The following is a 17448-nucleotide window of genomic DNA, read 5'->3' on the forward strand; positions in this document are numbered from 1 at the left end:
GAAGGACGCGCGGTTGAGCGCAAGTTTTGAACCGGCCCACGGTGCCGCTATCGTCACGCGCTTCGCTCCGTCACCGACGGGCTTCCTGCACATCGGCGGCGCGCGCACCGCGTTGTTCAACTGGCTGTTCGCGCGCCATCATGGCGGCAAGTTCCTGCTGCGGATCGAGGATACCGACCGCGCCCGCTCGACCGAGCCTGCGATCGCGGCGATCCTCGACGGCATGCGCTGGCTTGGGCTCGATTGGGACGGCGACGAGGTTTATCAGTTCGCCCGCGCCGCGCGTCACGCTGAAGTCGCCCACGCCATGCTCGAATCCGGCCACGCTTACCGCTGCTGGATGAGCCAGGACGAGATCGCCGCGCAGCGCGAGGAAGCGCAGGCCGCCAAGAAGCCCTATCGCATCCGCAGCCCCTGGCGCAACCGCACCGACGGCCCGCTCGATCAGCCGCACGTCGTCCGCATCCGCGCCGAGCGTGACGGCGCGACCACGGTCCGCGACCTCGTCCAGGGCGAGGTGACCGTCCAGAATGCCGAACTGGACGACATGATCCTGCTGCGCTCTGACGGCACGCCGACCTATATGCTGGCGGTGGTGGTCGATGACCACGACATGGGCGTCACCCATGTCATCCGCGGCGACGATCACCTCAACAACGCCTTCCGCCAGCTGACCATCATCCGTGCGATGGGCTGGCCCGAGCCGACCTATGCGCACATCCCGCTGATCCACGGCGCGGACGGGGCGAAGCTCTCCAAGCGCCATGGTGCGCTCGGTGTCGAGGCGTATCGCGACGAACTGGGCGTCCTGCCCGAAGCGCTGTTCAACCACTTGCTCCGCCTCGGCTGGGGCCATGGCGACGCCGAGATCATCAACCGCGCACAGGCGATCGAATGGTTCACGCTCGACGGCGTCGGCAAGAGCCCGTCGCGCTTCGATCTCAAGAAGCTCGACAGCCTCAACGGCCATTACATCCGCGCCGCCGACGATGCGCGACTCGCCGAACTCTCGGCACCATTCCTACCCTTCGAATCGACGCTCGAGCAGCGTGAACTACTGCAACGCAGCATGCGCGCATTGAAGCCGCGCGCCGCGAATCTCCTTGAAATCGCAGACGGCGCGGCCTTTCTCTTTCGCACTCGCCCCCTTGAAATGGACGCAGATGCACAAGCTCTGCTAGGGGGCGATGCACAAAGCCTTTTGGGCCAGCTCCACGCCGCACTTGACGCGGTCGCAGACTGGAATACGGAAGCGCTCGAAACGGCGGTACGCCAGGTGGCGGAGTCGGCGGGGGTCAAATTGGGGGCGGTGGCACAGCCGCTCCGCGCGGCGCTCACAGGGCGGCGCACATCCCCCGGCATCTTCGACGTCCTCGTCCTTTTGGGGCGCGAGGAAAGCCTGGGCCGGATTGCCGATCAGGTTACGGCCTCCCCGGGCGAGTGAACCGAAGGCTGAAGAAAGGACGATGCCAATGACCGACTCCACCCTCAATTTCGCCGGCAAGGATTATCCGGTTCGACAGGGCAGCGTCGGTCCGGAGGTCGTCGATATCCGCAAGCTCTATGCCAATACGGGCATGTTCACCTATGACCCGGGCTTCACCTCGACCGCCTCGTGCGAATCGGGGCTGACCTATATCGATGGCGATGCGGGCGTGCTGCTTCATCGCGGCTACCCGATCGATCAGCTCGCCGAACAGTCGAGCTTCATGGAAGTCGCCTATCTGCTGCTCAACCACGAGCTGCCGAGCAAGGCCGAGCTCGAAAAGTTCACCTACACGATCAGCCGCCACACGATGCTGCACGAGCAGCTGGCTACCTTCTATCGCGGCTTCCGCCGCGACGCGCACCCGATGGCGATCATGTGCGGCGTGGTCGGCGCGCTCTCGGCCTTCTACCACGACTCGACCGACATTTCCGACCCGCACCAGCGCATGGTCGCGTCGCACCGGCTGATCGCGAAGATGCCGACGATCGCGGCGATGGCCTACAAATACTCGATCGGTCAGCCCTTCCTCTATCCGGACAATTCGCTGTCCTACACCGGCAACTTCCTGCGCATGACCTTCGGCGTCCCGGCCGAGGCGTATGAGGTCGATCCGGTGATCGAATCGGCGATGGACAAGATCTTCATCCTGCACGCCGATCACGAGCAGAACGCCTCGACCTCGACCGTGCGCCTTGCAGGGTCTTCGGGCGCCAATCCGTTCGCGTGCATCGCGGCGGGCATCGCCTGTCTCTGGGGTCCGGCACATGGCGGCGCAAACGAGGCCGCGCTCAACATGCTGCGCGAGATCGGCCGCCCCGAGCGAATTCCCGAATATATCGCCCGCGCCAAGGACAAGAACGATCCGTTCCGCCTGATGGGCTTCGGCCACCGCGTGTACAAGAATTTCGACCCGCGCGCGAAGGTGCTGTCCAAGGCCGCGACCGAAGTGCTCGACAAGCTCGGCATCAGCGATCCGGTGCTCGACACCGCGCGCGAGCTCGAGCAGATCGCGCTCAAGGACGACTATTTCGCCGAGAAGAAGCTCTACCCGAATGTCGATTTCTATTCGGGCGTGATCCTCTCGGCGATCGGCTTCCCGACGACGATGTTCACCGTGCTGTTCGCGCTCGCCCGCACCGTCGGCTGGGTCGCGCAGTGGAACGAGATGATCAGCGATCCCGACCAGAAGATCGGCCGCCCGCGCCAGCTCTACACCGGCCCGACGCAGCGCGATTATGTGGCGGTGGACAAGCGCTGAGCTTCACTGAAACCTAAATGCAAAAGGCCCGCCCGAGCGATCCGGCGGGCCTTTTTTGTTCACGAATCGCAGCGCCGGAAGCTGGTGGGAGGGTGTGGTTACGCTCCACTCCCCGAAGGACCGGTTTTACAGACCGGCTGCCGGAACTACCGGCTTTACCCTCCCGAAGAAGGGCGATGTTCGCGCGATTAGATGCTGGTGAAGTGGAAGCACCGCTTCCGCCGGTCTCGCCGTCCGCATCCGGGACGCACGCCATCGCCCCGTCAATCAGATGACGCGGTAATATCGATAGCTGTGGCGGACCTGCATGTTCATGGCGGCGCGTGTGTCACGGCTTCGCGGCACGGTCAACCGCCGTCCGAAACCGTCAGTCGCGCGCGTCGAGTTCCTTGACCAGCTTTTTCGGCGCCTGGGCGCGGTAACTTTCCTCGACCCATTCCCTGAGCTGCTTGAGGTCCGGGATCGACCTATCCTCCGGCTCGAATGTCACCCACCCGCTCTTGCCCAGGCCATAAGCCGTCGGCGTCGCGAACGGCAGATCCAGCGCGACTTCGCTGGTGAAGCGCAATTTCACCGACATGCGGAACGCGTCGCCGGTCGAAAGATAGGCGAAGGTCTTGTCGTTGACGGCGAGGTCAGAATGCTCGGGCCAAGGCGATTTGAGATGCGCGCCGGGCAGCGTCAGGCCCCACGCACGAACGTCATCGATGATCTTGTTGCTCATTTGCCGGAGCCTATCACCCCGACCAGCGGGCGTCAGCCCTCGCGGACCGGCAGTGTCAGCACGAAGCGCGCGCCCTGTCCCGGCGCGCTGTCGACGGTGATATCCCCACCCATCGCCCGCGCGAGCCGCCGCGCGATGTACAGGCCCAGCCCGCTGCCGCCCGGCTCGGTCGGATCGACCCGGCCGAACTTCTCGAAGATCCTGACCTGATCCTCCGACGCGATGCCCTTGCCCTGATCGGCGACGATGACACAGCCGAGCGCACCTTCGCGCTCCAGCCGCACCCACACCATCCCGCCCGGCGGCGAATAGCGGAGCGCGTTGCCGATCAAATTGACCAGGATCTGGAGCACGCGGCGGAATTCGCCGGTGACCGGCAGCGTCTCTTCGGTCTTCGGCTTGTCGATCCGCACTTCGGCCTCGCTCGCGCGCACCGCGAGCAGCCCGGCGGCGCGCCGGGCGAGATCGGCGAGGTCGAGCGGCTCGGGTTCGATCGCGAAATCCTCGCGCTCGACCGCGCTCAGATCGGCAAGGTCATCGACCAGCGACATGAGGTGCCGCCCCGCACTCGCGATGTCATTGGCATATTCGGCATAGTCCGCGCGCAACGGCCCGTCGACCTGCGCGCTGATGCTGTCGGCATTGGCGATGATCCGGCTCAGCGGCGACCGCAGCGCGCGGTCGAGCCGCTGGCCGAACGTGCCGCTGAAGCCGGCGTCGAGCGCCTCACCCGTCTCGGCCGGGTCGATCATCGCCGCCGCGCCGGTAAAGCCGGCGAACCGCCCCTGTGCGTCGATCCGCGGCGTGGCCGAGAGACGGACGCGCTTGCCGGTGCCGCGCAGCTCGGCGACCTGCCCCTCGAATCGAGTCTGCCCCGCCGCCGCGCTCAGGATCGGCAGCGCCCCCTCTTCATCCGCTTCCAGCGCGAACAGCAGGGTGATCGGCTGACCCAGCATCGCGCCGGCATCGAAACCGTGCTGCGCGCCCGCTTCGATCGACAGATGCGAGATCCGCATTGCGGCATCGGTCTCCCAGACCCAATCGGCCTCCACGCGCAGGAAATCGCTCTCGCGCGCCGCGTCCTCGATCGGGGCATGCCATGCCGCGCGCGGCCGCCAGCCGCTGACCTCGAGCAGCACGCCGTCCGCATCGGGCTCGGCGCGCACCCACAGGTCGATATCGTCCTCGCCATCGGCCGCGACGATGCCGCGCGACACGGCGATGCCCAGCCGCTGCGCGAGCCGTGCGATCGAGGCGATCTGCGGTACCGCCAGCGGCGCGCCAGCCTTGCCCCCGGCGCGCGCGTTGAGGTCCGCAAGCCGCGATTCGGCGTCCAACAGCCGCCCGTCGCGCCCGAGGCGGCCCATCGCCATCGGCTGACGGGGGTCGATCGCGTTCATCGCGCCCGCCTTTCCACATCCATGATCGCCGCGCGGAAATCGGCCGGCAGCCGCAGCATCGACAGCGCCTCGCGCGCCGCGCCCGCTTCGATCGCCATGATGACGTCGAGCAGGTCGGCAAAGCGCTCGACATCGCGGCGTGGGTCGGCCTCGCTCAACGCGACGCCGATCCGTGCGATCGCTTCGCGTCCAAACTCCAGCGCGCGAAGCGCGATCCATAGCCGGCTGCCATCGGCGTCCAGCGCGATGTCGCGCGCCAGCTCATATTCGGTGCCCAGCGCATGGGCGAGCAGCCCCGCGAACAGCGTTACGCGCCGGTCGCCCAAAGCCTCGATCATCAGCTCGACCAGCTCGTCGGCCTGTGCGTCGACCGCGACCGCCAGCCGCATCACCGCCGCTTCCAGCCGGTCGCCCTCGTCATGCGCGGCCAGGCTGCGCTGCGCCGACTCGGCCAGCGCGCGATCGAGCGCCGCTTGCGACCCTTCGGCCGTCAAGCACTCCTCGCGCAGCGCCGCCGCGACCCACCACACCAGCCGGTGATGCAGCTCGGCCGGCAGATCGGATTGCGCGAGCGGCCCCGCCTCGCGCACGACGCGGCGGCGACTCTCGGCAGTCAGTACGGCAAGAGCGGCTTGCGCCAGCACGCGGTCGCCATGCTGGACGAACCGGTTGATCAGGCTCGGCCGGTCGGGTTCGTCGGGCGCCTGCGCCGGCATGAAGCCGGCCAGGAGTTCCTGCCGCACGCGCCCGAGCAGCTCGGCGATCAGGGCACGGTCGCACAACACGCCCGGGCCACGCAGCCGATCGAGCAAGTCCACGCCGCCCAATGCCTCGGCCTTGGCAGCCTCGCCCTGCACGCGAAGCAGCCGCACGGCGTGCCCCACCACTTCGCCTCCGACGGTCTCGATCAGCGCGCGCAACAGGCGCGCGAGCGCCAGCCGGGTCCGCTCTTCGATCCGCCCGTCATCGGGCAGGAAAAAATCGTCGATCGCCACGTCCAGCCCGTGACGCGAGGCATGGTCCACCGCCGCGGCATGCGCGATCAGCGTCCAGGCGCCGTCTTGGGCGCCATCGCTCATGTCGACATTGGGGTCGGACATGCTCTCTCGACTAGCGGATGTTAAGTTACGTTGTGATTAAGGCTTTTCCCGCCGGCTCTCAACCGCCGCCGCCAGCGTGATGAAGGCATAGGCCGCCACCGCCGCCAGTCCCCAGCTCACCCGCCCGGCAATCGCGAACGGCACCACCAGCAGCAGATAGGCCGCCGGAGAACCCCACCAGCGCCGCACCCGCGCCTGCGTGCGCTCGCCGATCGCCGTCGCGGCGACCGTCACCAGCGCGAGAATCAACCCGTCCCACGTCGCGTCGGCACGCGATTCGGCAGCCCCCAGCGCCAGGAGCACGACGGCGGAAATCACCGCGATCAGCGTTTCCTGCGCGCTCGCCCGCTTGTCCTCGCCGCGCAGCGCCGACAGCGCCGCGCCGGTCGCCAGCGCCGCCACGCCGGGCAGCGCCACCGCCGCGCCCCATGGCCAGCCCGCCGCGACCAGCGCCACCGCGCCGCCGCCGAGCAGCACGCCGCCCGCAGTCAGCAGCCAGCCGGGCAGCGCCTTCTCGACCACCTTGGGCAGCACCAGCCGCGCGATCCGCGTGAACACATGCCGGTCGGCCCAACTCGTCCGCCGCTCGGTCAGCGCCGCCAGCACCGCATTGCTGCGCGAGGCGAGCGCCGCGCCCTCGCGCTCGACGCCATGCCCCGCCCGCACCGCGCTGGCGGGCAGCGGGATCTGCTCGGCCCCGGCCTGCACGATCGCGCGCAGCAGCGTCGACTGGAAGTCGTAATCGGCGGGGAACGCCGCGATATCGGCCAGCCGCTGCGCCGGCGCGCGCGCCACGCCGGCCCAGCAATAGCGCGCGTCGAGCCGTTCGAGCGAGGCCGACGGCTCCTGCGTCACCACCACCGCATCCTTGCCCTCGCCCGCGACGCGATCGACGACATCGTCCGTGGTGACGAGCCCGTCGGCGACCACCACCACGCTCGCCAGCGGGTGCACTTTGGCCGCCGCCTCCTCGGGCGAGCGCACGACATCGACCGGCACCCCGCGCTTCGCCGCGCGGCTCACCGCGCCGAGCAGCGCCGGGGTCATGCGCGTCACCGCGACCAGGATATGACCCGCCCCCGCTCCGACCAGCAGCCGCGCTTGATATTCGAGCAACGTCATGCCGCCAAAAGGCAGCGTCGCGGCCAGCACCCCCGGCCGGTCGCCCGCATCCTCGGTCGCGAAAATGAGCCCCGCCAACATCGGCAAATCGGTTAGGGCAAAGTCAGTAGCGAAGGAAGGGCCGTCGCACTTCTTCCCATGCGGTCTCGTCCGCCCCCGCCGCCGCATCGAGAACGCCCGGCGCCGCGCCGACATCGTCGACCCATAAGCGCAGCCCCGGCCCGCCGTTGATAACGTCGATCGCCAGCTTGTCGAACTCATATTCATACGGAAAATCGCGCCACAGATCATAGTCGGGATAGAGCGAGCGGATCGCCCTGAACCCCAGCGCCTGCACTCGCCACGGCCGGAACGCCGCATGGTCATATCCCGCCCCCTCGGCATGAATGAACACGCCGTGGCACAGCTGTCCGACATGCTTGTGAAAGGTCGGCTGGAACCAGAAATCGCGCAACGTGCAGCCCGCCAGCCATTCGGGCGCGATCCGCCGCATCTCGGCGATTACCGCCCTGGCGTCGATATCCGGCGCGCCGAACAGCTCAAGCGGCCGCGTCGTCCCGCGCCCTTCGGAAAGCGTCGTCCCCTCCAGCATCACCGTCCCGGCATAGCCGCGCGCCATGTTGACGTTCGCCGCGTTGGGGCTCGGGTTGATCCATACGCGATCCGTGGGCCAGCCAAAGCCCGGCGCGTCATCGGGCGACCAGCCTTCCATCTCGATCACGCGATAGTCGACGTCGAGCTTGAAATGATCGATGAACCAGTGCCCCATCTCGCCCAGCGTCATGCCATGCCGCATCGGCATCGGCCCCGCCCCGACAAAGCTCTCCCCGCCGGGCAGCAAGGTCAGTCCCTCGACCGGCCGCCCCGCCGGATTTGGCCGGTCGAGCACCCACACCGACTTGCCATGCGCCGCCGCCGCTTCGAGCACATAGAGCAGGGTCGTGACGAAGGTGTAGATACGGCACCCGACATCCTGCAGGTCGACCAGCATAACGTCGAACGTGTGCATCGACTGACCCGTAGGCCGCCGCACCTCGCCATAGAGGCTGAACACCGGCACCCCGTAAGTGGGGTCGGTATAGTCCGGCGACTCCATCATATTGTCCTGCAGGTCGCCGCGCACGCCATGCTGCGGCCCGAACACCGCCGAGACATTGACTCCCGCCGCGACCAGCGCGTCGAGCGAGTGGGTCAGATCCGCCGTCACCGAGGCAGGATGCGCGAGCAGCGCCACGCGACGCCCCTTGAGTTGATCGAGAAGCGCGGGGTCGGCGAGCAGCCGGTCGATACCGAAGTTCATGGGCGGACAGGTGCCGGGAGTTCGAGCGCAAAGCAATCCGGATGATGGAAGTCGGGCTTGCCCGGAGGGTGTTTCAGCGCCCAATAGGATTTGGTGCCGTTGGCTTCTTCGATCACCGCGGACAGGCCGATCGCATCTGGCCAGGCGGACAAGGCGCCCAGTTCGACATAAGCGGTCAGACCCAGCCTGCCATCGTCGCGCTCGACATGGATGTAAGGCGATGGGTAGGCGGGCTGCATTCCTTCGCGATAGCCATCGAACCGGTAGGCCGCCCAATTCTCAGACGGCGAATAGTTATGCTCGACATAACCGACACCCGGCACCCGGATGAACGCTTCGAAACATGTATGCTGCCACAGCCCATCCGCTCGGTCGCCAATCACGGACGGCGGGATCACGACACGATCGAGTTCGCCGGTCAGCGCGTACTCGATGCGCAACACGTCGCGGCTGAGCATCATCAGCTTGGTGCCGATCGATATCGGTGGCGCTTCGCTGCCTGGATGCGCCACCAGCCCGCGCTTCGCCAACACTCTCCCCAAAGCCGTTCCTCCATGCTAACCGCGCCGCCACCATGACCGAATACCAGTCCGATCTGCTCCGCCTTTTGTCCGACCGTGGGTACATCCACCAGGTCACCGATGCCACTGCGCTCGACGCGCTGGCGAGCAAACAGATCGTGCCCGGCTATATCGGCTTCGACCCGACCGCGCCCTCGCTGCATGTCGGCAGCCTCGTGCAGATCATGCTCCTGCGCCGCCTCCAGCAGAGCGGGCACAAGCCGATCGTGCTGATGGGCGGCGGCACCGGCAAGGTCGGCGACCCGAGCTTCAAGGACGAAGCGCGCAAGCTGATGACGGCCGAGACGATCGCGTCCAACATCGCCTCGATCAAGACCGTGTTCGAGCGGTTCCTCACATTCGGCGACGGTCCCACCGACGCGGTCATGCTCGACAATGCCGACTGGCTCGACGCGCTCGAGTATCTTCCCTTCCTGCGCGACTATGGCCAGCATTTCTCGGTCAACCGCATGCTCTCGTTCGACAGCGTCAAGCTGCGGCTCGACCGCGAGCAATCGCTGTCCTTCCTCGAATTCAACTACATGATCCTCCAGGCCTATGACTTCCTGGAATTGAACCGCCGCTACGCCTGCCGGCTGCAGATGGGCGGGTCGGACCAGTGGGGCAATATCGTCAACGGCATCGAGCTGTCGCGCCGCGCCGACGGGGCCGAAGTCTATGGCGTCACCACCCCGCTGATCACCACCGCGGACGGCGGCAAGATGGGCAAGACCATGTCGGGCGCGGTGTGGCTCAATGAGGATCAGCTGCCCGCCTTCGATTACTGGCAATTCTGGCGCAACACCGACGACCGCGATGTCGGCAAGTTCCTGCGGTTGTTCACCGACCTGCCGCTCGACGAGATCGCGCGTCTCGAAGCGCTCGAAGGCGCTGGGATCAACGAGGCCAAGAAGATCCTCGCCACCGAGGCGACCGCGATGTGCCGCGGGCGCGACGCAGCCGAAGCAGCGGCGGAGACCGCGCGCAAGACGTTCGAGGAAGGCAGCTCGGGCGACTCGCTCCCGACGCTCGACGTCGGTGGCGAGATCAGCGTGGTCGATGCGCTGGTAGGTCTAGGCTTCGCCGCGTCGAAGGGCGAGGCGCGGCGACTCATCAAGGGCGGCGGCGCGCGCATCGATGGCGAAAAGGTCAGTGACGAGGCCGCGACGGTTACGGTCGCCGCGCAGGTTCGCGTCTCGGCCGGCAAGAAGCATCACGGCCTGCTGAATCCTGTCTGATAGCCTTTCGGTAACCACGCCGGTTGCGGTGGCGTTTACATCCGGCGCTTACCACCTGCTTCCAATGGCTTGGGCCAAAGAGCTGGGGCGCTTGTGACGTACCATTTCTCGACCGTGACGGCTGACGAACGGCGTGTGGCGGACCGCGACGAGGTCCATTACCGCGCCCGCGCCTTCGGTCCGGACGCCCGGCCGCACACATTGCTCGTCGTCAACCTCTCCCCCCACGGCCTGATGGCACGCTGCGACGCCGATTTCGCCGAGGGTGACCGGTTGCGGATCATGCTCCCGGTGGTGGGCGTCGCCGTCGCCGAAATCCGCTGGTGCCTGGGCGGCCGGATGGGCGTCAATTTCGAGACAGCGATCGATCTCGCCAGCTATTACGAGCTGCTCGCCCAGCTAATGAAGAAATAGGGTTCAGACCGATAACCGGCAACGGCCGGGATCGCCCGGAGATGGGCGCTGGCAAGGAAGCTCGCGCAGCACGGGCTGGTGGCCCGTGCTGCGCGAGGTGACGCGGTCCAGCGTTCATCTCCGGGCGACCGAAGCGGCGGGCGCATTTTGGCGCTGGGCGGCGTCATTCGTCGGTCACGAGGCCGCCACCTCGCTCCCTCCTCATTTCTTGCCCAACGCCAAAATGCGCTCCGTCACGGCCATTGCCGGTTATCGGTCTGGACCCTAGTCAGCCGGCCCGCAACAGCCCGACCGCCGCATCGCGCTCGAACAGGTACAGCGCCACCCGCGCCGCCGCGCCGCGCTCGCCTTCCAGCCCGCCGTCACGGTCGACCAGCAGCCGCGCATCGGCATTGGCCGCGCCGATGAGCTCGGCGAACTTCTCCGGCGGCGCGAGCCTGAACGTCTGCTCGCCCGACTGCCGTGTGCCCAGCATCTCGCCCGCGCCGCGCAGCCGCAAATCCTCCTCGGCGATGCGAAAGCCGTCATTGGTCTCGCGCATCAGCGCCAGCCTCGCCCGCGCCGTCTCGCTCAGCGTGCCGCCGCGCAGCAGCACGCACACCGACCGGCCCCCGCCGCGCCCCACGCGCCCGCGCAGCTGGTGCAGTTGGGCAAGGCCGAAGCGGTCGGCATGCTCGATCACGATCAGCGTGGCGTTGGGCACGTCCACCCCTACCTCGATCACCGTCGTCGCCACCAGCACGCCGAGCTCGCCTGACGAGAAGCGCGCCATCACCGCGTCCTTCTCCGGCCCCTTCATCCGCCCATGCACCAGCCCGATGCGATCCCCGAACCGAGTCTGCAACGTCGCCGCGCGCGCCTCGGCGGCGGCGAGGTCGGTCTTCTCGCTCTCCTCGACCAGCGGGCACACCCAATAGGCCTGCCCGCCGCCCGACAGATGCCGCGCCAGCCCATTGACGATCTCGTCCAGCCGCTCCTCGCTGATCACGCTCGTCTCGATCGGCTCGCGCCCCGGCGGCATCTCGTCGAGCTTGCTCACATCCATCTCGCCATGCGTCGCGAGCTGGAGCGTGCGCGGGATCGGCGTCGCGGTCATCACCAGCAGATGCGGCGCGGTCTTCGCCTTGGCCTGAAGCATCATCCGCTCGGCCACGCCAAAGCGATGCTGCTCGTCGACTACCACCAGCCCCAGATCGCGATACTCGACCCCCTGCTGAAAGATCGCATGCGTCCCGATCAGGATATCGATCGACCCGTCCGCCAGCCCCATCAGCGTCGCTTCGCGCGCCCGCCCCTTGTCGCGCCCGGTCAGGATCGCAAGGTTCACCCCCAGCCCCGAAAACAGCCGCTGCAACGTCTCGAAATGCTGCCGCGCGAGGATTTCGGTGGGCGCCAGCATCGCCCCCTGCGCCCCGGCCTCGACCGCGATCAGCAGCGCCATCGCCGCGACCAATGTCTTGCCCGCGCCGACATCGCCCTGCAGCAACCGCAGCATCGGCCGCGACTGCGCCATGTCGCCCTCGATCTCGCCGATCGTCCGCGCCTGAGCTCCGGTCGGCGTGTACGGCAGACGTAACGCATCGCGCAGCCGCCCCGTGCCCGCCAGCGCCCGCCCCTTCTTCCCCCGCGCCGCGCCGCGCACCAGCATCAGCGCCAGCTGGTTGGCGAACACCTCGTCATAGGCCAGCCGGTCGCGCGCCTTCACGTCCGCCGGATCGGCGTGGATGCGCTCGAGCGCTTCGCGCCAGTCCGGCCAGCCATGTTTCGCCTTCAGGCTCGGCTCGATCCATTCGGGCAATTCCGGCGCGCGCTCGACAGCCTGCGCCGCCAGCGCCGCCAGCCGCTTCGAGGTCATTCCCTCCGACAGCGGATACACCGCCTCGCGCCCACCCGGTTGCGCATCCGCGGGCAGCACAACCTCGGGATGCACGATCTGCAATTCCTGACCGTACTGATCGAGCTTGCCCGACACCCAGCGCGGCTCGTTGAGCGGCAGTTGCTTCTTCGCCCAGCCCGAATTGCCGCCGAAGAAGACCAGCGTGACGTAATTGCCCTTGCCATCCACCGCCTCGACCCGCGCCGGCGCTCGCGCACTCCCGCTCATGCGGTAGTTCACCGGCGTCAGTGTGATCGCGATCGTCCGCCCGACATCGGCCTGATCCAGTTCCTCGCGCGGGAGCCGGTCGATCCACCCGCTCGGCAGGTGAAACGCCACGTCCACCGCGCGCGCCAGCCCCAGCCGCTCGAGCGGCTTGGCAAGCTGTGCCCCCACGCCTTTGAGCGCGGTGACTTCGGCAAACAATGGATTGAGGATTTCGGGCCGCATGACTATCTGCCGCTGCCTACACCCAGCCGAGGGCGCACGAAAGCGCCGTCGGCTATTTGCCGTTGAGGAATCATGGACCGCGAAACCCGCCTGAAACGCCTCCGCTTCCGCGCCTGGCACCGCGGCGTCAAGGAAGCCGACCTGATGATCGGCGGCTTCTTCGACGCGCATCACGCGGGTTGGAGCGATGCCGAGATCGAGCTGTTCGAGACGCTGCTCGAGGAACAGGATGTCGACATCATGGCCTGGGCGATGGGAACCCAGCCGGTACCCCCGGAGTATCACGGCACGATCATGTCCGCGCTCAAGACCCTGAACTACGTGCCTGTCAGCAGATAGTGCCCGATCTCGCCCGCATCCTCTCCGCCCGGACTCAGCTGACGCTCGCCGGCGTTCCGGCCGGCTTCCTCTCCTGGCTGCTGGCCGACCTCGCGCGCGCTTGCCCCGCGGGCGCCGTCTATATCGCCCCCGACGAAGCCGCGATGCGCGCCGTCGCCGCGACCGCGACCTTCTTCGCGCCCGAACTCGACATCGTGCAGTTCCCCGCCTGGGACTGCCTGCCCTATGACCGCGCCAGCCCGACCTTGCGCGTCATGGCCGAGCGCATGGCGGCGCTGTCCGCGCTTCAGGCCAGGCCACCCGGCCCGCGCCTGATCCTCACCACCGTCAACGCCGCCACCCAGCGCACGCTGACCCCGTTCCGCGTCCGCCAGATGACCGCGCGGCTCGCCCCCGGCGAGCGCATCGCACTCGACAAGCTCGCCGCCCTGCTCAGCGCCAATGGCTATGTCCGCACCGACACCGTCCATGATTCGGGCGAGTTCGCGGTGCGCGGCGGCCTCGTCGACCTGTTCCCGTCGGGCTCCGAACAGGGCCTGCGGCTCGACTTCTTCGGCGACGAGATCGAGAGCGTCCGCACGTTCGACCCCGCCGACCAGCGCACCACCGGCCGCATCGACGGCTTCACCCTGCTCCCCGCCTCCGAAGCGCTGCTCGACGAAGACACGATCAAGCGCTTCCGCACGCGCTATCGCGAGAAGTTCGGCGCGACCGCGACTGGCGACCCGCTCTATCAGGCGATCAGCGACGGCCGCCGCCTCGCCGGCATGGAGCACTGGCTGCCGCTGTTCGAGGAGCGGCTTGAAACGCTGTTCGACCATTTGCCCGAAAACGCCGTCGTCATTCGCGACTCGGGCGAGGCGAGCGCGGCGGAATCGCGCTTCGAGGCGATCGCCGACTATCAGTCCAACCGCGTTCGCGCCCAGTCGAGCGACGCCGGCAGCTACCGCCCGCTCGGTCCTGGCGAGCTCTACCTGACCTCGGGCGAATGGACCGAGCGCCTCAAGGCCGCCACCGCCCACCTCACCACGCCCTTCCACGAGCCGGAAAGCGCCACCGTCCTCGACTTCAACGTCGATGGCCCGCGTGACTTCGCGCCCGAGCGGGCTGCCGGCACCAACATCTACGACGCGGTCACCGAGCATCTCGCCAAGCTGCGCAAGGCGGGGAGGAAACCGATCCTCGCCAGCTACTCCACCGGTTCGCGCGAGCGCCTCTCGGGCTTGCTCAAGGACCATGGCCTGACCGCCATGCGCCTCGCCGAGACCTGGCAGGAAGCGCTCGGCGCGGCCAATCAGGGCGTCGGCCTGATCGTCTTGCCGCTCGACCACGGCTTCGCCGCGCCCGATGTCGCATTGTTGACCGAGCAGGACATGCTCGGCGACCGCCTCATCCGCCGCAACAAGCGCAAGAAGTCGACCGACGCCTTCCTCGCCGAACTCGCGACGCTCTCCCCCGGCGACCTCGTCGTGCATATCGAGCACGGCATCGGCCGCTATGAAGGGCTGACCCAGATCCCGGTGCAGAAGGCGCCGCACGATTGCGTCGCGCTGACCTATGCCGGCGGCGACAAGCTCTACGTCCCGGTCGAGAATCTCGAAGTCCTCTCCCGCTATGGCAGCAGCGAGGAAGGCGCCTCACTCGACAAACTCGGCGGCGAAGCGTGGCAGCGCCGCAAGTCGAAGATGAAGGAGCGCATCCGCGAGATTGCGGGCGAACTCATCGCCACCGCCGCCGCGCGCGCCGTCCGCCCGGGCGAAGTGCTCGAACCCGATCCCGGCGGCTATCCCGCATTCGTCGACCGCTTTCCGTTCAGCGAGACCGACGACCAGGACCGCGCGATTTCCGACGTGCTCGACGACCTGTCCGCAGGCCGCCCGATGGACCGGCTCGTCGTCGGCGATGTCGGCTTCGGCAAGACCGAGGTCGCATTGCGCGCCGCGTTCATCGCGGCGATGGCGGGACATCAGGTCGCCGTCGTCTGCCCCACGACCCTGCTCGCACGCCAGCACTTCAACAATTTCGTCGCCCGCTTCGAAGGCTTCCCGATCCGCATCGGCCGCCTGTCGCGCCTCGTCCCCGCCGCCGAGGCCAAGGCGACCCGCGAGGGCCTCGACTCCGGCCAGATCGACATCGTCGTCGGCACCCACGCCGTCCTCGCCAAGGGCATCGAGTTCAAGCGGCTCGGCCTCGTCATCGTCGACGAGGAGCAGCGTTTCGGCGTCACCCACAAGGAGCGGCTCAAGGGCCTCAAGGCCGACGTCCACGTCCTCACCCTCACCGCCACGCCGATCCCGCGCACGCTGCAGATGGCGATGTCCGGCCTGCGCGAGCTGTCGGTGATCCAGACCCCGCCGGTCGATCGCCTCGCCGTGCGCACCTATGTCATGCCATGGGACCCGGTCGTCCTGCGCGAAGCCCTGCTGCGCGAACATTATCGCGGCGGCCAGAGCTTCTTCGTCACCCCGCGCATCGCCGACCTGCCCGATATCGAGCAGTTCCTGCGCGAGGAGGTGCCCGAGATTCGCTACGTCGTCGCCCATGGCCAGATGGCCGCCAGCGAGGTCGAGGAGCGCATGTCCGCCTTCTACGATAAGAAATACGAAGTGCTGGTCTCGACCACGATCATCGAATCCGGCCTCGACATCCCGAGCGCCAACACGATGATCATCAACCGCGCCGACCGCTTCGGCCTGGCGCAACTCTACCAGCTGCGCGGCCGCGTCGGGCGCGCCAAGACGCGCGCCTATGCCTATCTCACCACCGCGCCGCAGCGGATGATGACCGAGGCGGCGGACAAAAGGCTCAAAGTGCTGTCCGACCTCGACTCGCTGGGCGCCGGCTTCCAGCTCGCCAGCCACGACCTCGACATTCGCGGCGCGGGCAATCTGCTCGGCGACGAGCAGTCCGGCCATATCAAGGAAGTCGGCTACGAGCTCTACCAGTCGATGCTGGAGGAGGCGATCATGGACGCCAAGGCCGGCGGCCTGCGCGACGCGCGCCCGCGCGACTTGAGTCCGCAGATCACCGTCGATGCACCGATCCTGATCCCCGAAGGCTTCGTGCCCGACCTCGACCTGCGCATGGGCCTCTACCGCCGCCTCAACGAGGTCGAGGACAAGTCCGGCATCGAGGAATTCGCCGCCGAACTGATCGACCGTTTCGGCAAGCTGCCCGAGGAGACCGAAAACCTCCTGCTGCTGATTGAAGCCAAACTGAACGCAAAAAAGGCATGCATCGCCAAGATCGATGTCGGGCCGAAGGGCGCACTGGTCAGCTTCCACGAGGACAAATTCCCCAGCGTCGACGGGCTGCTCGCTTATGTCGAACGCCTTGAAGGCACGGCGAAATTGCGTCCCGACATGAAGCTCGTCATCGCCCGCGCCTGGGCGACTCCGCGTGCGCGACTCAACGCCGCGGTGCAACTGTCCCGCGGACTTGCCAAGGCCGCGGGTTAACTATTCGTTTTCACAACGTTTTTTGATCCGCAACAATAGCGTGCTACACCTTGCCTTGAAGGGGGAATCGGGGTGCCGCAACGGGGCTTCCTCAATCGCAGGGTCAGGCTCGCACATACGCTCGGCCTGCTGAGCGCCGCTGCCGACGAGGCGGACGCGGTCACGATCCTGCGCGACCATGCCCGCGTCGTCGCCGCCTCGGACGGCATCACAGTGGTCCGCCGCGAGGGCGACCAGGTCCATTACGTCACCGAGGACGCGATCGGCGCGCTGTGGACCGGTCAGCGCTTTCCGATCTCGATGTGCATCTCGGGCCTCGCGATCATGGCCGGCGAGCCGATCCTGATCCCCGACATCCGCCTCGACCCGCGCGTGCCGTTGAACGCCTATCTCGCGACCTTCGTGCACAGCATGGCGATGTTCCCGATCGGCCGCACCGCTGCGGTGGGCGCCTATTGGCAGGCCGCCGGCCCGATCGACATGGAGACGGTCGAGCTGATGAGCGAACTCGCCGACGCTGCGGCGATGATCTTCGACCCCGCCGCCCCGCAGGTCCGCGCCGCGGGCTGAGTTCCTTGACTTTCGGCAGCATCGCTGCCATATCGCGCCCCATCGAGGCGTCATGCAGCGTGATCGGGCTCCGGGATACATCCGGACTCAGGCTCCGCTTCGGTTCATCTACCGGCTTCCCTAGTCACGCGGGTTGTCATTTTTGACACC

General features: G+C 67.5%; 14 protein-coding genes. 7 read left to right on the forward strand and 7 right to left on the reverse strand.

Annotated elements, in window-relative coordinates; genetic code table 11:
• Positions 1-13: 13 nt before the first annotated feature.
• Both gltX and M9978_RS09910 read left to right on the forward strand, forming a co-directional pair.
• Positions 14-1444: a glutamate--tRNA ligase gene (gene gltX / locus M9978_RS09905; RefSeq protein ID WP_254292872.1), complete on the forward strand. Its 1431-nt coding sequence runs from the start codon at positions 14-16 to the stop codon at positions 1442-1444.
• Between the two features lie 28 nt (positions 1445-1472).
• Positions 1473-2747: a citrate synthase gene (locus M9978_RS09910; RefSeq protein WP_254292873.1), complete on the forward strand. Its 1275-nt coding sequence runs from the start codon at positions 1473-1475 to the stop codon at positions 2745-2747.
• Between the two features lie 367 nt (positions 2748-3114).
• Here the strand turns inward: M9978_RS09910 and M9978_RS09915 are convergent, their stop codons facing one another.
• From M9978_RS09915 to M9978_RS09940, 6 genes are read right to left on the reverse strand one after another with little or no spacing between them, the layout of a single operon-like run.
• Complete coding sequence (locus M9978_RS09915; RefSeq protein ID WP_254292874.1) at positions 3115-3471, reverse strand: MmcQ/YjbR family DNA-binding protein; 357 nt, start codon at positions 3469-3471, stop codon at positions 3115-3117.
• A gap of 32 nt (positions 3472-3503) precedes the next feature.
• Positions 3504-4871, reverse strand: coding sequence for a sensor histidine kinase (locus M9978_RS09920; RefSeq protein WP_254292875.1), 1368 nt, complete (start codon positions 4869-4871; stop codon positions 3504-3506).
• The gene (locus tag M9978_RS09925) at positions 4868-5971 is read right to left on the reverse strand and encodes a DUF2336 domain-containing protein (RefSeq protein ID WP_254292876.1); all 1104 of its coding nucleotides are present in this window, start codon (positions 5969-5971) and stop codon (positions 4868-4870) included. The genes M9978_RS09920 and M9978_RS09925 overlap by 4 nt, the downstream gene beginning before the upstream one ends.
• 36 nt (positions 5972-6007) lie before the next feature.
• The gene (locus M9978_RS09930; RefSeq protein WP_436977180.1) at positions 6008-7174 is read right to left on the reverse strand and encodes a hypothetical protein; all 1167 of its coding nucleotides are present in this window, start codon (positions 7172-7174) and stop codon (positions 6008-6010) included.
• A gap of 22 nt (positions 7175-7196) precedes the next feature.
• Positions 7197-8393: an exo-beta-N-acetylmuramidase NamZ family protein gene (locus M9978_RS09935; RefSeq protein WP_254292878.1), complete on the reverse strand. Its 1197-nt coding sequence runs from the start codon at positions 8391-8393 to the stop codon at positions 7197-7199.
• A complete protein-coding gene (locus M9978_RS09940) occupies positions 8390-8923 on the reverse strand; it encodes a DOMON-like domain-containing protein (protein WP_254292879.1) in 534 nt (177 codons plus the stop codon). The genes M9978_RS09935 and M9978_RS09940 overlap by 4 nt, the downstream gene beginning before the upstream one ends.
• Positions 8924-8967: 44 nt before the next feature.
• On the opposite strand from M9978_RS09940, the gene tyrS reads away from it, so the two are divergent.
• Together tyrS and M9978_RS09950 are read left to right on the forward strand one after the other, a co-directional pair.
• A complete protein-coding gene (tyrS, locus tag M9978_RS09945) occupies positions 8968-10191 on the forward strand; it encodes a tyrosine--tRNA ligase (protein WP_254292880.1) in 1224 nt (407 codons plus the stop codon).
• Between the two features lie 93 nt (positions 10192-10284).
• Complete coding sequence (locus M9978_RS09950; protein WP_254292881.1) at positions 10285-10605, forward strand: PilZ domain-containing protein; 321 nt, start codon at positions 10285-10287, stop codon at positions 10603-10605.
• A gap of 268 nt (positions 10606-10873) precedes the next feature.
• Here the strand turns inward: M9978_RS09950 and recG are convergent, their stop codons facing one another.
• Positions 10874-12931 (reverse strand): ATP-dependent DNA helicase RecG, encoded by a 2058-nt coding sequence (recG, locus tag M9978_RS09955; protein ID WP_254292882.1) that lies wholly within the window; start codon positions 12929-12931, stop codon positions 10874-10876.
• 72 nt (positions 12932-13003) lie between these two features.
• Between recG and M9978_RS09960 the strand changes: the two genes are divergently transcribed.
• The 3 genes from M9978_RS09960 (at position 13004) to M9978_RS09970 (ending at position 17298) form a co-directional block, all read left to right on the forward strand.
• On the forward strand, positions 13004-13270 hold the full coding sequence (locus M9978_RS09960) for an FAD assembly factor SdhE (protein WP_254292883.1): 267 nt from the start codon (positions 13004-13006) through the stop codon (positions 13268-13270).
• The gene (mfd, locus tag M9978_RS09965) at positions 13270-16728 is read left to right on the forward strand and encodes a transcription-repair coupling factor (protein ID WP_254292884.1); all 3459 of its coding nucleotides are present in this window, start codon (positions 13270-13272) and stop codon (positions 16726-16728) included. Before M9978_RS09960 ends, mfd begins: the two co-directional genes overlap by 1 nt.
• 72 nt (positions 16729-16800) lie before the next feature.
• The gene (locus M9978_RS09970) at positions 16801-17298 is read left to right on the forward strand and encodes a GAF domain-containing protein (RefSeq protein WP_254292885.1); all 498 of its coding nucleotides are present in this window, start codon (positions 16801-16803) and stop codon (positions 17296-17298) included.
• Positions 17299-17448 lie beyond the last annotated feature (150 nt).

Source organism: Sphingomonas tagetis, assembly GCF_024211275.1.
Taxonomy (GTDB): Bacteria; Pseudomonadota; Alphaproteobacteria; order Sphingomonadales; family Sphingomonadaceae; genus Sphingomonas; species Sphingomonas tagetis.

Bases quoted from the DNA above. Each gene is read 5' to 3' on its own strand.
- M9978_RS09920 (WP_254292875.1), bottom strand. From the start codon at position 4,871: ATGAACGCGATCGACCCCCGTCAGCCGATGGCGATGGGCCGCCTCGGG.
- M9978_RS09930 (WP_436977180.1), bottom strand. From the start codon at position 7,174: ATGTTGGCGGGGCTCATTTTCGCGACCGAGGATGCGGGCGACCGGCCG.
- M9978_RS09960 (WP_254292883.1), top strand. From the start codon at position 13,004: ATGGACCGCGAAACCCGCCTGAAACGCCTCCGCTTCCGCGCCTGGCAC.
- M9978_RS09915 (WP_254292874.1), bottom strand. From the start codon at position 3,471: ATGAGCAACAAGATCATCGATGACGTTCGTGCGTGGGGCCTGACGCTG.
- recG (WP_254292882.1), bottom strand. From the start codon at position 12,931: ATGCGGCCCGAAATCCTCAATCCATTGTTTGCCGAAGTCACCGCGCTC.
- tyrS (WP_254292880.1), top strand. From the start codon at position 8,968: ATGACCGAATACCAGTCCGATCTGCTCCGCCTTTTGTCCGACCGTGGG.
- M9978_RS09910 (WP_254292873.1), top strand. From the start codon at position 1,473: ATGACCGACTCCACCCTCAATTTCGCCGGCAAGGATTATCCGGTTCGA.
- M9978_RS09925 (WP_254292876.1), bottom strand. From the start codon at position 5,971: ATGTCCGACCCCAATGTCGACATGAGCGATGGCGCCCAAGACGGCGCC.
- M9978_RS09935 (WP_254292878.1), bottom strand. From the start codon at position 8,393: ATGAACTTCGGTATCGACCGGCTGCTCGCCGACCCCGCGCTTCTCGAT.